Below are 12183 nucleotides of genomic sequence, written 5' to 3'. Positions count from 1 at the left end.
GCGTTCCGATGGGAACGCAATCGGCTGCAGGGCCGGTCGCGGCAGGCCCTGGGCGACCGGCCGCGCGGATAGCGGATTGCGTGCAATCCCGAACACGATCCGCTGGCGCGGCGCCGGCGCGCACGGGGCGTGGTTCGCCGGCTGAACCTATGCTCGACACCGGCGCCGTCCGGACCAAGATAGGGGGCAGCATGAACATCATCGCCCCCGTCCTCTTCCACCCCCCCAGGCGCCCGGCCCCGCCGCCCGAGCGGGTGCTGAAGGTCGTCTCCCCCTTCGAGCCCAATGGCGACCAGCCCCAGGCGATCCGGGAACTGGTGGCGGGCCTGCAGGCGAATGAGCGCGACCAGGTGCTGCTGGGCGTCACCGGCTCCGGCAAGACCTTCACCATGGCCAAGGTGATCGAGGCGGTGCAGCGCCCGACCCTGATCCTCGCGCCCAACAAGACGCTGGCCGCGCAGCTCTATGGCGAGATGAAGAGCTTCTTCCCGGAGAATGCGGTCGAGTATTTCGTCAGCTACTACGACTACTACCAGCCGGAGGCCTATGTCCCGCGCACGGACACCTACATAGAAAAGGACGCGCAGATCAACGAGCAGATCGACCGCATGCGCCATTCCGCGACGCAGGCGCTGCTCGAGCGCAACGACGTGGTGATCGTCGCCTCCGTCTCCTGCATCTACGGCATCGGCTCGGTCGAGACCTATTCCCGGATGGTGGTGAAGCTGGAGGTCGGTGGGCGGATCGAGCGCGACGTGCTGGTCAAGGGCCTGGTCGAGCAGCAGTACCGCCGCAACGACAGCTTCTTCGCGCGGGGGACCTTCCGCATCCGCGGCGAGACGGTGGATATCTGGCCCTCCCATCTCGAGGACCGGGCCTGGCGCATCAGCCTGTTCGGCGACGAGGTGGATGGCATCCGCGAATTCGACCCCCTCACGGGGGAGGTCACGGCGGAGATGGATCGCGTCTCCATCTATGCGAACAGCCACTACGTCACCCCGCGACCGACGCTGAACCAGGCCATCGGCCAGATCAAGCAGGAGCTGAAGGAGACGCTGGCCAGGCTGGAATCCGAGGGCAAGCTGCTGGAGGCGCAGCGCCTGGCGCAGCGCACGCAATTCGACATCGAGATGCTGGAGACCACCGGCAGCTGCAAGGGGATCGAGAACTATTCCCGCTACCTCTCCGGCCGCGGCCCGGGGGAGCCGCCGCCGACGCTCTTCGAATACCTGCCGGAGAATGCGCTGCTGGTGGTGGATGAGAGCCATGTGACCATCGGCCAGCTCGGCGGCATGTACCGGGGCGACTTCGCGCGGAAGAGCGTCCTCGCGGAATTCGGCTTCCGCCTGCCCTCCTGCATGGACAACCGCCCGCTGAAATTCGAGGAATGGGAGGCCTATCGCCCCAGCACCGTCTTCGTCAGCGCGACGCCGGGGCCGTGGGAGATGGAGCGGACCGGCGGCGTCTTCGCCGAGCAGGTCATCCGCCCGACCGGCCTGGTGGACCCGGTCACGGATATCCGGCCCGTGGAGGGCCAGGTGGACGACCTGATGGCCGAGTGCCGGGACCAGATCAGGAAGGGCGGCCGCGTGCTGGTGACCACGCTCACCAAGCGGATGGCCGAGGACCTGACGGAGTACATGACGGAAGCGGGGATCAAGGTCCGCTACCTGCATTCCGACGTGGACACGCTGGAGCGGATCGAGATCATCCGCGACCTGCGCCGCGGCGCCTTCGACGTGCTGGTCGGCATCAACCTGCTGCGGGAGGGCCTGGACATCCCGGAATGCACCCTTGTCGGCATCCTCGATGCCGACAAGGAAGGCTTCCTGCGCAGCACCACCAGCCTGATCCAGACCATCGGCCGCGCCGCGCGCAACGCGGAAGGCCGCGTGGTGCTCTATGCCGACCGGATGACCGACAGCCTGCGCCGCGCGCTGGAGGAGACGGAGCGCCGCCGCAGCAAGCAGATGGCCTGGAACGCCGAGCACGGCATCACCCCGCAGACCATCAAGCGGCAGATCGCCGATGTCATGCAGTCCGTCTACGAGCAGGACTACGTGACGGTGGAGGCGGTGGAGGGCGACGCCACGGCGCAGTTCGTCGGCAAGGACCTGCGCGCTTCCATCGCCGAGCTGGAGAAGCGCATGCGTGCCGCGGCGGCCGACCTGGAATTCGAGGAGGCGGCGCGGCTGCGCGACGAGATCAAGCGGCTGGAGGCGCTGGACCTGGGGCTGGAGCCGAACCTCGCCGGGCGCAGCCTGCAGGAGGCGACGCCCAGAAGCCCTACGGCCCGCGCCCCCAAGGCGAAGCAGGACTGGAAGCCGAAGCCGCTCGGGCCCGGCGGTGGCGGCTATGATCCGGAGAAGCGTGGCGGCCGCGGGCGTCGCGCGGCGGGGGCCAGGGCGCGGTAGCCGGGAACGCCCCGGCCCACCTCCGCGTTCGCCTCGCGAACCGATAGGAGACCCGCCATGGGCGAGTATACCGGCCGCATCGAGATCGCCCGCCCGCCCGCGGAGGTCTTCGCCTTCCTGTCCGATATCCGCAACATGCCCAGCTACCTGCCGACGGTGACGCATGTCGGCCCGCAGGGCCACCACGACGACCATGACGATGTCGCGGTGGAAGGCGAGGCCGAGGGCAAGCCGTACCGCAATGACGGCTGGATGAAGGCCGAGCCCGAGGCGCGCCGGATGCGCTGGGGCTCGCACAGCCTGCAGGATTACGAGGGCATGCTGGAGGTGAAGGACGCCTCGGGCGGCGCCGCGGTCGAGCTGCGCCTCAGCCTCACCCCGAAGCCCGAGGTGGCCGAGCGCCTGCAGCGGGAGCACGGCAATGTCGACCACGGCATGCGGCTGGCGCTGGAGCGCACCCTCGGCAGCATCAAGGCATGCTGCGAGCAGGGCGGCATGGAAGCGGGGGGCCGGGACACGCCGCGCGGTGCGGACGACCTGGCGGATAGCCGCCCCTTCGGCAGCAGCGCGACGCTGAACCCGGATATCTGAGCCGCCCCGCCCCGGCCCCCCCTTCGCAAGACCGGGGGGAGGCAGGTGCCTATGCGCACGGGCCGTCGCCGCCCGCATCATCAGGCGCATCGGCCTCCGCGGCTTCGAGGACCACTGGCCGCGCCAGCTCTCCGGCGGCAGGCAGCAGCGCCGTGCCCTGGCCCGCGCGCAGGCCAGCGCCCTGGAGATCCTGCTGCAGGATGAGCCTTCCGGCGCGCTCAAGGCCCGGCTGATGGCAGAAATCCGTGAGGAGGTCCGCCTGGCGGCCGCTGGCGCTTAACAATCTGGAAGCGCCTATCTCAGAATGACATTCCATTCGAAAGGGAATGTCATCATGAACTTTGCCTCCCGCCTGACCGCCGCCGCCCTGCTGGTCCTCACCCTGGCCGGCTGCGAGGGCCTGAACCGCACCCAGCAGCGTACGCTGACCGGCGGCGCCCTCGGCGCCGCGGGCGGCGCGGCGCTCGGCGCCATCACCGGCGGTTCGGCCGTGACCGGCGCGCTGATCGGCGGCGCCGGTGGCGCGGCCGTAGGCGCCCTCACCCGCTGATTCCGCCGGGGCCCTGCCGCGCTGCGCAGGCAGCGTGGCAGGGCCCGATGCCCTGGCTGGCGGCGCGGATCCGCGCCGCCGGGCGGTTCCGCCCTGCCGCGATCCGCTCCGACGCGATGGCGATCTTCGCCGCCGCCGCTCCCCTTGCGCCGGCGCCGCTGCTACAGAGATGCGGCGCATGACCCTTCCCATCTCCCCGACCATTCCCCGCGCCGCGCTGGTCACCGGCGGCGCGAAGCGCCTCGGCCGCGCCATCGCGCTCGCCCTGGCCGGGTCCGGCTTCGACATCGCCATCCACTATGCCGGCAGCGCCGCCGAGGCGGAGGGGACGGCCGCGGCCGTGCGCGCCCTCGGCCGCCGCGCCGTGACGCTGCGGGCCGAACTGGGGCAGGAGGCGGAGGCGCAGGCGCTGCTGCCGGCCGCGGCCGCGGCGCTCGGCCCGCTCGGCGTGCTGGTCAACAATGCCAGCACCTTCGAGCGGGACGAGTGGCACGACGCCACGCGGCAGAGCTGGGACCTGCACCTCGAGCCGAATCTGCGCGCGCCCTTCGTCCTGATGCAGGCCTTTGCCCGCGCCCTGCCCGAAGGGGCGGAGGGCGTCATCCTCAACATGCTTGATCAACGGGTCTGGTCCTTGACGCCGCATTTCGTCTCCTACTCCGTCTCCAAGGCCGGGCTCTGGGCGCTGACCCAGACCATGGCCCTGGCGCTGGCGCCGCGCATCCGGGTCAACGGCATCGGCCCCGGCCCCGCCCTGCCCAGCCCGCGCCAGACCCAGGCGCAGTTCGACCGCCAGGCGGGCAGCACGCCGCTCCGCCGCGGCACCAGCCCGGAGGAGATCGGCCGCGCCGCCCTCGCCATCCTCGCCCTGCCGGCGATGACGGGGCAGATGATCGCCCTGGATGGCGGGCAGCACCTGCAATGGGCGCCCTCCGCCCCCGCCGCGGAGCCGGAGGAGTGAGCTTCGCCCCGGATGCCGGGCGGCGGACCCGGCTGGTCTTCGTGCGCGGCCTGGCGGTGCAGGCCCGGCTCGGCGTGCACCCGCATGAGAAGGCGGCGCCGCAGCGCGTGGTCATCAGCATCGAACTGGCGGTGGAGGACGAGGACGCCCCCGCCTCGGTCGGGGTGGATGACATGCGGCGGGTGGTGGACTATGAACGCGTCGTGAAAGCGGCGCGCGCCACCGCCGCCGCCGGCCATACCCTGCTGGTGGAGACGCTGGCGGAGCGGATCGCCGAGGCCGCCCTGTCGGATGCGCGCGTGCTGCGCGCCCGGGTCACGGTCGAGAAGCCGGATGCCTTTCCCGATGCCGCATCGGTGGGCGTGGCGGTTGAGCGCGTCCGGGCTGGATGACGCTTCCCTCACGAAAACTGTCCACTGACCTCGCGAAAGCAACAGAAACAAGAGCTTTCGCCTCTGATTGTTACCATTGACCCATTCCCCATCATAGCGATGTGAGGAAACCGTTTTAAATCAGCATCTTAGAAAACTGCCAAATTGTTGAGCAGACCGATATAAACGGCCTGTGACCGCGGTTTTTCGCGTGCTCACGGGCTTGAGTCCACAGGGTTATCCACAGCTTCGGTGGAGAACTGCGGCTTGCCGCGGAAGTCCGCCGCGCCCTAATCGAAGCGCATGAGTCAAGTCGATTCCGAAGGCATCGAACCCGCGGTTGAAGGCCCGGTGATGGAGGGCGTGCGGGTCATCGAGACCGCGCTGGCCACCCTGCCGCTCTCGCCCGGCGTCTACCGCATGCTGGATGCCAAGGGCGATGCCCTCTATGTCGGCAAGGCCCGGGCGCTGCGGAAGCGCGTCTACGCCTATACCCAGATCGCCCGGCTGCCCGAGCGCCTGCGCCGCATGGTGCATGAGACGCGCAGCCTGGAGGTCATCACCACCGCCTCGGAGGCCGAGGCGCTGCTGCTCGAGGCCAATCTGATCAAGCGGCTGCGGCCGCGCTACAACATCGTCCTCCGCGACGACAAGTCCTATCCCTGGCTGGTCCTGACCGAGGACCACCCTTATCCGCAGATCACCAAGCATCGCGGGGAACGGCGCAAGGGCGCGAGCTACTGGGGCCCCTTCGCCAGCGCCTGGGCGGTGAACCAGACCCTGACCGCGCTGCAGCGCGTCTTCCTGCTGCGCTCCTGCCGCGACACGGTCTTCGACAGCCGCGACCGTCCCTGCCTGCTGTATCAGATCCGCCGCTGCTCGGCGCCCTGCGTCGACCGCATCAGCCGGGAGGACTATGCCGGGCTGGTCGCCCAGGCGAAGCAGTTCCTCTCCGGCGAGACGCCTTCCATCCAGAGGAACCTGGCGAAGGAGATGGAGGAGGCAGCCGAGCGCCTGGAATTCGAGCGCGCCGCCGCCATCCGCGACCGCATCCGCGGCCTGACCCATGTGCAGGGCCGGGACCGGATCAACATGGAGGGCATCGGCGATGCCGATGTGGTGGCGCTGCACCAGGCGGCCGGCCAGACCTGCGTGCAGGTCTTCTTCTTCCGCGGCGGCCGCAACAACGGCAACCGGCCCTATTTCCTGAGCAAGGGCGACCAGGGCGCGGAGGAGGTGATGGGCGCCTTCCTCGCCCAGCTCTATGACGACCTGCCGCCGCCGCCGCTCGTGCTGCTGAGCCACGCGCCGCCCGAGCAGGCGCTGATCGCCGAGGCGCTCTCGATCAAGGCGGCCCGCCGCGTCGAGCTGCACCGGCCGCAGCGCGGCGACAAGCGCGCCGCCGTCGAGCATGCCGAGACCAATGCGCGGGAAGCGCTCGAGCGCAAGCTGGCCGAAGGCACGGCGCAGGAGGCGCTGCTGCAGGGCGTGGCGCGCATCTTCGACCTGCCCTCCACGCCCGAGCGCATCGAGGTCTATGACAACAGCCACATCATGGGCACCAACGCCTATGGCGTGATGATCGCCGCCGGCCCCTCCGGCTTCCTGAAGCAGGCCTACCGCAAATTCTCCATCCGGTCGGATGTGAAGCCCGGCGACGATTTCGGCATGATGCGGGAGGTCTTCGAGCGCCGCTTCGGCCGCGCCCTGAAGGAGGACCCTGAGCGCGAGAGCGGCACCTGGCCCGACCTGGTGCTGATCGATGGCGGGCTCGGCCAGCTCAACGCGGCGCGGGAGGTCCTGGCCGAGATGGGCGTGCATGACGTGCCGCTGGTGGCCGTCGCCAAGGGCCCGGACCGCGATGCGGGGCGGGAGTGGTTCCACCGGACGGGCTGCGCCCCCTTCCAGCTGCCGCCGCGCGACCCGGTCCTCTACTACCTCCAGCGGCTGCGGGACGAGGCGCACCGCTTCGCCATCACCACCCACCGCGCGGGACGCTCGAAATCCCTGGTGAAGAGCGAGCTGGACGAGATCCCGGGCGTCGGCTCGGCGCTCAAGCGCAAGCTGCTGAACCATTTCGGCAGCGCCCGCGGGGTGCGCAACGCGGCCCTGCCGGACCTCGAGAACGCCCCCGGCATCGGCCCGGCGGTCGCCCGCAAGATCTACGAGCATTTCCACCCCGGCATGGCGGATGGCTAGAGCAGATCGCCGGAGGCCGTGAACGACCGAAGGCGTGAATCTGCTCGGAAAAAGGGGCTACAGCGGATTGGCGTTCAGGTCTGAACGCCAATCCGCCCTGGAGCAGATCGCGGGCGGGCGTGAACGGGGCCCCGCCGCCCGGAAGCCTGCCTCCGCTCCATGATCCATGGCCTGCCGCCCTGGCCCGCTACGGGGTGGCGCGCAGGAGAAAGAGCAGCGGCCGGGTCCGGTCCTCGACCGCCTTCACCCCCGGCACCGCCTGCGCCAGCACCACCAGCGCGCGCCGCACCTCCGGCGAGCGGTGGAAGCCGTAGAAGCTGACGACTCCGTCCTGCACCGTCGGGAAGACATGGAAGGTGTCCACCCAGGGCTGCTCCCGCATGGCGGCGATCACCTTCCGCAGCAGGGCGGCATCCGTCGTCTCCTCCGCGGCCGGCGCGGCGGGCGGCGCCAGCACCGCGCGCAGCAGGTCGGCGCGGCTGACGATGCCGACAAGCTTCCCCTCCCGCAGCACCGGCACGCGGCGGATCTGGTGCCGCTCCATCAGCCGGGCGATCCCGTCGATGCCGGTCTCCTCGGTCACGGTCACCAGGTCGCGGGTCATCACATCCTCCGCCCGGGCGCCATGCGCCTTGGCGAAACGGTCCGCCAGCTTCCGGGAATCCGCGAAGAGCCCGAGGAACCAGCCGAGCGGGCCGCGCTTCTCCTCCGCCAGCCGGCGGATCAGGTCGCCCTCGGTCACCAGGCCCAGCAGCTTTCCCTCCGGATCCGCCACCGGCACGGCGGAGATGCCGCGGCTGGCCAGCAATTGCGCCAGCCCGGCGACCGGCGTCTCCGGCGGCACCACGACGAGGCTGGTCGTCATCAGGTCACGTGCCTTCACGCTGTCCTCCTGTTCCGCCCGGGACCGGGACGGCCCGGCGATTGTCCCGCAGCATGGGCAGGGCTTTCCCGCACGCCTTGTGGCCATGCAAGCCGGATCGTCCTTCCGGCGCAGGGGCAGCCCGGCAAGGCGGCCCCGCCTCGCCGGCCCGGGCCGCCCGCACCCGCCGAGGCGCCTCGAGCTGACAGCTTCGTAATCCCCCTGCCCCTCTTCGGACTGCGGCGGGCTTGCCCCGCGGCGGGGGCTCCGCCATGACTGCGGGCCGCATGCCGACCGACCTGCCCAACCTGCTGACCCTGTCCCGGATCGCCGCCATCCCGCTGCTGGTGGCGCTGGTCGCGCTGCGCGATCCCTGGGGGGATGTCGCGGCCTGCGTGGTCTTCTCCGCCGCCGCCATCACCGACTATTTCGACGGCAAGATCGCCCGGCAGCGGCAGATCGTCTCCGGCTTCGGCCGGATGCTGGACCCGATCGCGGACAAGCTGCTGGTCGGCGCCGCCCTGATGGTGCTGGCCGGGCATGAGCGGCTGACCGGCTGGACGCTCTACCCCGCCATCATCATCCTGCTGCGGGAGATCCTGGTCTCCGGCCTGCGCGAATACCTGGCGGAGCTGCAGATCGGCCTGCCCGTCTCGCGCCTCGCCAAGTGGAAGACCGGCTTCCAGATGGGCGCGCTCGGCACGCTGCTGGCCGGGGACACCGCGGCCCGCGCCCTGCACCTCTCCTTCCTGCCGGTCTCCCTGATCGGCGAGGCGATGCTCTGGACCGCCGCGGCGCTGACGCTGGTCACCGGGCGGGACTACCTGATCGCCGGCCTTCGCCATGCGGAAACGGATCCGCGTGCAAAGGTGAAGGAGCAGCCCAAGCCCCCCCGGCCGGAACCTCTCGTCCGGCCTTGAGGCCGGCCCCGGGCCAGCGCATCTTCCAGACAGGGCCCCGTCCCCGGGGCGACAGGAGTTGGTCATGGGACGAGTCGGCGGAACGGCGGCCAGGACAGCCGTGCTGGGCATCGCGGTGCTGCTGGGCGGCTGCACCGCCTTCAACAACGGAACAGCGAATGTCGCCGACAGCATGACCCGCGCCGGGGACCGGATCGGCGCCCCCTGGGGCCAGATGCGCGCCACGACGCCGGAGCAGAGCATCACTGCCGCCCGCATCACCGGCACGCCGGTGGAGGTCACGGCCGTGACGCCGGAAGCCGGCGATGTCTGGCCGGTGCCGGAGGCGCCGCGCGCCACCCTGGCCAATCCGGATGCGGCCATGCGCGGCATCCCGAACTACCGGCCCGGCGAGCTCGACCGCCCCTCGGGCCCGGCTCCACGCTCGCAATGGCAGCCGACCGATCCGGCGCCGCTGCCGCCGGGCCTGCGCGGCAGCTCCTCGCCGCCGCCGCAGTCGAACCGCGGGATCGACGTGCCGCAGCCGCAGGCCGTCGCCCCGCCGCTGCCGGACCAGAACGCCCCGCCGCCGCGCCGCGCCGATGGCCGGGTGATCACCACCCCCTCCGGCCCCGCCATCACCACCGGCGGCAATGACCGCGTGCAGAGCTACATCACGCCGGGCGGCGGCACCGGCACCGCCGTGATCGATGGCAACACGACGACGCTGATCGGGCCCGGCGGCCAGGTGCAGACCGTCCCGACGCGGCGCTGAGCGCGGTCATGCGGGTCCTCTATTTCGCCTGGGTCAGGCAGCGGGTGGGCGTGGCGGAGGAGGAGGTCTCCCCCCCGCCCGAGGTGCGGGACCTGGCCGGGCTGGTCGCCTGGCTCTCCGCGCGCAGTCCCGGCCATGCCGCCGCCTTCGCGCAGGCGAGGCAGATCCGCGCCGCGGTGAACCAGGAGTTCGCCGGGCCCGAGGCGCCGGTCCGCGCCGGCGACGAGATCGCCTTCTTCCCGCCGGTGACGGGCGGCTGAGCATGCCGGTATCCCCCACCGTCCGGGTCCAGGAAGCCCCCTTCGATCCGGCCGCCGAGAGCGCCGCCCTCACCGCCGGCCGGGTGGATGTCGGCGGCCTCGCCAGCTTCGTCGGCCTCTGCCGCGCCGATGACGGGCTCTCCGCCCTGGTGCTGGAGCACTATCCCGGCATGACGGAGCGGGCGATCACCCGCATCGCCGAGCAGGCCTGCGCCCGCTGGCCGCTCACCGGCTGCACCGTCATCCACCGCCACGGCAGGCTGGAGCCGGGGGCGCCGATCGTGCTGGTGCTCACCGCCTCCTCCCACCGCGCCGCCGCGCTGGAGAGCTGCGCCTTCCTGATCGACTGGCTGAAGACCGGGGCGCCCTTCTGGAAGCGCGAGGAATTCGCCGACGGCGCCGAGCGCTGGGTGGAAGCGAAGGCGGAGGACGACCTGGCCGCCGCGCGCTGGGGCGGCGCGCCTTGAGCCCTGGCCCGCTCGCGCGGGTCGAGCTGGCCTGCCGCGACCCCCACCGCCAGCGGGAATTCTTCAGCCGCATCCTCGGCCTCTCCCCGGCCGAGCCGGGCAATGCCCTGCGCTTCGAACTGGGCGGCGTGGAGCTGGTGCTGCGGCCGCGCGGCGATGCGCTCTTCGCCTCCGCCCGCGGCGGCGAGGCAGGCACGCTGCTCGCCTTCCCGGTGGCGGATGCCGAGCTGGAGCGCTGGCACCGCCGGATGCTGACCGCCCGGGTCGCGGTGCTGGACGCCCCGGGCCCCGCTGGCACGCCGCCGCGCCTGCTGCGCGTGGCCGATCCCGAGGGCAACGTCATCGAGCTCTTCGCCGCGGCGTGAGGCCGGGCCTCGCCATCCTCGCCGGCGCCGCGCTGCTGCTCTGGCCGGCGGCGCTGAACGGCTACCCGCTGGTCTTCAGCGATACCGGCGCCTTCCTGGCGCAGACCATCCAGGCCTGGCCGGTCTGGGACAAGCCCTTCATCTACGGGCCGGCATTGCATGCCTTCCACGGGCGGGCGACGCTCTGGCTGCCCATGGCGGCGCAGGGCCTGGCGCTCTCCTGGCTGCTCTGGCTGGCGCAGCGGGTGCTGGGCAAGGCCATGCCGGGCCGGCACCTGCTGCTCTGCGCCGGGCTGGCGGCGGCGACCGCGGCGCCCTGGTTCGCGGCGCTGCTGATGCCGGACTGGCTGGCGCCGGCGCTGGTGCTGGCGCTGTTCCTGCTGGGCTTCGGCTGGGGGGCGCTGGGCCGGGCGGAGCGGGCCGGGCTGGTGCTGCTCGGCATCCTGGCCTGCGCCGCGCATCTCTCCCACTTGCCGATCGCCGCCGCCCTGGTGCTGCTGGTGGTGGCGCTGCGGCGCGCCTGGAGGCCGGCGCTGCGCTGTGCGCTGCCCTTGCTGGGCGCCCTCCTCCTGCTGCTGGCGACCAATGCCTGGGCGCATGGGCGGCTCGCCCTCTCGCCCTATGGTGCGGTCTTCGCCCTGGCGCGGCTGGTGGCGGATGGCCCGGCGGCGCGCACCATCGCGGCGCGCTGCCCCCCGGCCGAGACTCCCGGGCCGGGCTGGCATCTCTGCCGCTGGGCCGGACGGCTGCCCACCGACAGCGACGATTTCCTCTGGCCCGGCGAGGGGCCGGTCTGGGCCGCGCGAACCGATGGCGCCCGGCCGGGCGGGCCGATCTCCCTGGCGCCCGAGGCCGGCGCGATCCTGCGCGAGACCCTACGGCGGGAGCCGCTCGGCGTGCTGGCGGCAGCGGCCCGCAACACGCTGCGGCAGCTCGGGATGGCGCGGGTCGGCGACACGCTGGGGCCGGAGAATCTGCAGGCCTCGGTGGCGCGGCAGCTCGCGCTCGGCTTCCCGCCGGCGGAGCAGGCGCGCTTCGCCGCCGGCCTGCAGGCGCGCGGCCTGCTGCCAGCGGTGGCGGGTGTCTTCCTGGCGCTGCACCCGGCCGCGCTGCTGCTCGGCGCCGCGGGGGCGCTGCTGGCCTGGCGCCGGGCCGCCGCGGTGGGCGATGGGCGCCGGCTCGGCCTCGTGCTCTGCGTCCTGGTCGGGATCACCGCCAATGCGGCGGCGACCGGGGCGCTCTCCGGCCCGCATGACCGCTACCAGGCGCGGATCGCCTGGCTGCTGCCGCTGGCAGCCCTGCTGGCGCTGCCGGGGCGGGCGGCGCTGCGGCCCCTGGCCGAGGCGCGAGGCGGGGCCACTGCCGCCGCAACGGCGGAGCGCGCCCAGGCCTGAAGGCCGGTGCCACCGGCCATCCGGCCGCAGGCGCGGCTCCGGCCCCCCGCCGCGCGTCCGGGATCAATCCGTCCC

The 12183-nt window shown here is 72.2% G+C and carries 14 protein-coding genes; 13 read left to right on the top strand and 1 reads right to left on the bottom strand.

Going from position 1 to position 12183, the window contains the following annotated elements:
• The first annotated feature begins 191 nt into the window (after positions 1-191).
• The 7 genes from uvrB to uvrC all read left to right on the top strand — a co-directional run bounded on the left by uvrB (position 192) and on the right by uvrC (position 7086).
• Positions 192-2414, top strand: coding sequence for an excinuclease ABC subunit UvrB (gene uvrB / locus LHA35_RS18855; RefSeq protein WP_226610926.1), 2223 nt, complete (start codon positions 192-194; stop codon positions 2412-2414).
• 57 nt (positions 2415-2471) lie between these two features.
• The gene (locus LHA35_RS18850; protein WP_226610924.1) at positions 2472-3005 is read left to right on the top strand and encodes an SRPBCC family protein; all 534 of its coding nucleotides are present in this window, start codon (positions 2472-2474) and stop codon (positions 3003-3005) included.
• On the top strand, positions 2998-3285 hold the full coding sequence (locus tag LHA35_RS29005) for an ATP-binding cassette domain-containing protein (protein ID WP_226610964.1): 288 nt from the start codon (positions 2998-3000) through the stop codon (positions 3283-3285). Before LHA35_RS18850 ends, LHA35_RS29005 begins: the two co-directional genes overlap by 8 nt.
• A 54-nt stretch (positions 3286-3339) precedes the next feature.
• On the top strand, positions 3340-3555 hold the full coding sequence (locus LHA35_RS18840; RefSeq protein ID WP_226610922.1) for a YMGG-like glycine zipper-containing protein: 216 nt from the start codon (positions 3340-3342) through the stop codon (positions 3553-3555).
• Between the two features lie 169 nt (positions 3556-3724).
• On the top strand, positions 3725-4516 hold the full coding sequence (locus tag LHA35_RS18835) for an SDR family oxidoreductase (protein ID WP_408902357.1): 792 nt from the start codon (positions 3725-3727) through the stop codon (positions 4514-4516).
• Complete coding sequence (gene folB / locus LHA35_RS18830; protein WP_226610917.1) at positions 4513-4908, top strand: dihydroneopterin aldolase; 396 nt, start codon at positions 4513-4515, stop codon at positions 4906-4908. Before LHA35_RS18835 ends, folB begins: the two co-directional genes overlap by 4 nt.
• 282 nt (positions 4909-5190) lie before the next feature.
• On the top strand, positions 5191-7086 hold the full coding sequence (gene uvrC / locus LHA35_RS18825) for an excinuclease ABC subunit UvrC (RefSeq protein WP_226610914.1): 1896 nt from the start codon (positions 5191-5193) through the stop codon (positions 7084-7086).
• Between the two features lie 187 nt (positions 7087-7273).
• Here the strand turns inward: uvrC and LHA35_RS18820 are convergent, their stop codons facing one another.
• Positions 7274-7969: a CBS domain-containing protein gene (locus LHA35_RS18820; protein WP_226610912.1), complete on the bottom strand. Its 696-nt coding sequence runs from the start codon at positions 7967-7969 to the stop codon at positions 7274-7276.
• 266 nt (positions 7970-8235) lie between these two features.
• Here LHA35_RS18820 and pgsA point away from each other — a divergent pair, with 266 nt between their 5' ends.
• The 6 genes from pgsA to LHA35_RS18790 all read left to right on the top strand — a co-directional run bounded on the left by pgsA (position 8236) and on the right by LHA35_RS18790 (position 12108).
• Positions 8236-8868: a CDP-diacylglycerol--glycerol-3-phosphate 3-phosphatidyltransferase gene (gene pgsA, locus LHA35_RS18815; RefSeq protein ID WP_226610962.1), complete on the top strand. Its 633-nt coding sequence runs from the start codon at positions 8236-8238 to the stop codon at positions 8866-8868.
• A gap of 64 nt (positions 8869-8932) precedes the next feature.
• Positions 8933-9622, top strand: a complete 690-nt coding sequence (locus LHA35_RS18810) for a hypothetical protein (protein ID WP_226610909.1) — start codon at positions 8933-8935, stop codon at positions 9620-9622.
• An 8-nt stretch (positions 9623-9630) separates the two neighbouring features.
• On the top strand, positions 9631-9882 hold the full coding sequence (gene moaD, locus LHA35_RS18805; RefSeq protein WP_226610906.1) for a molybdopterin converting factor subunit 1: 252 nt from the start codon (positions 9631-9633) through the stop codon (positions 9880-9882).
• 2 nt (positions 9883-9884) lie between these two features.
• A complete protein-coding gene (locus tag LHA35_RS18800; RefSeq protein ID WP_226610904.1) occupies positions 9885-10349 on the top strand; it encodes a molybdenum cofactor biosynthesis protein MoaE in 465 nt (154 codons plus the stop codon).
• Positions 10346-10714, top strand: a complete 369-nt coding sequence (locus LHA35_RS18795) for a VOC family protein (protein ID WP_226610901.1) — start codon at positions 10346-10348, stop codon at positions 10712-10714. The genes LHA35_RS18800 and LHA35_RS18795 overlap by 4 nt, the downstream gene beginning before the upstream one ends.
• The gene (locus LHA35_RS18790) at positions 10711-12108 is read left to right on the top strand and encodes a hypothetical protein (RefSeq protein ID WP_226610899.1); all 1398 of its coding nucleotides are present in this window, start codon (positions 10711-10713) and stop codon (positions 12106-12108) included. The genes LHA35_RS18795 and LHA35_RS18790 overlap by 4 nt, the downstream gene beginning before the upstream one ends.
• The last annotated feature ends 75 nt before the right edge of the window (positions 12109-12183 follow it).

The organism is Roseicella aerolata, from assembly GCF_020523605.1.
GTDB classification, from domain to species: domain Bacteria; phylum Pseudomonadota; class Alphaproteobacteria; order Acetobacterales; family Acetobacteraceae; genus Paracraurococcus; species Paracraurococcus aerolatus.
Note: the sequence above shows the minus strand (reverse complement) of the source record. Positions and strands in the feature narration are given on the sequence as shown.

Bases quoted from the DNA above. Each gene is read 5' to 3' on its own strand.
- uvrB (WP_226610926.1), top strand. From the start codon at position 192: ATGAACATCATCGCCCCCGTCCTCTTCCACCCCCCCAGGCGCCCGGCC.
- LHA35_RS18850 (WP_226610924.1), top strand. From the start codon at position 2,472: ATGGGCGAGTATACCGGCCGCATCGAGATCGCCCGCCCGCCCGCGGAG.
- LHA35_RS18840 (WP_226610922.1), top strand. From the start codon at position 3,340: ATGAACTTTGCCTCCCGCCTGACCGCCGCCGCCCTGCTGGTCCTCACC.
- LHA35_RS18835 (WP_408902357.1), top strand. From the start codon at position 3,725: ATGCGGCGCATGACCCTTCCCATCTCCCCGACCATTCCCCGCGCCGCG.
- uvrC (WP_226610914.1), top strand. From the start codon at position 5,191: ATGAGTCAAGTCGATTCCGAAGGCATCGAACCCGCGGTTGAAGGCCCG.
- pgsA (WP_226610962.1), top strand. From the start codon at position 8,236: ATGCCGACCGACCTGCCCAACCTGCTGACCCTGTCCCGGATCGCCGCC.
- LHA35_RS18810 (WP_226610909.1), top strand. From the start codon at position 8,933: ATGGGACGAGTCGGCGGAACGGCGGCCAGGACAGCCGTGCTGGGCATC.
- moaD (WP_226610906.1), top strand. From the start codon at position 9,631: ATGCGGGTCCTCTATTTCGCCTGGGTCAGGCAGCGGGTGGGCGTGGCG.
- LHA35_RS18800 (WP_226610904.1), top strand. From the start codon at position 9,885: ATGCCGGTATCCCCCACCGTCCGGGTCCAGGAAGCCCCCTTCGATCCG.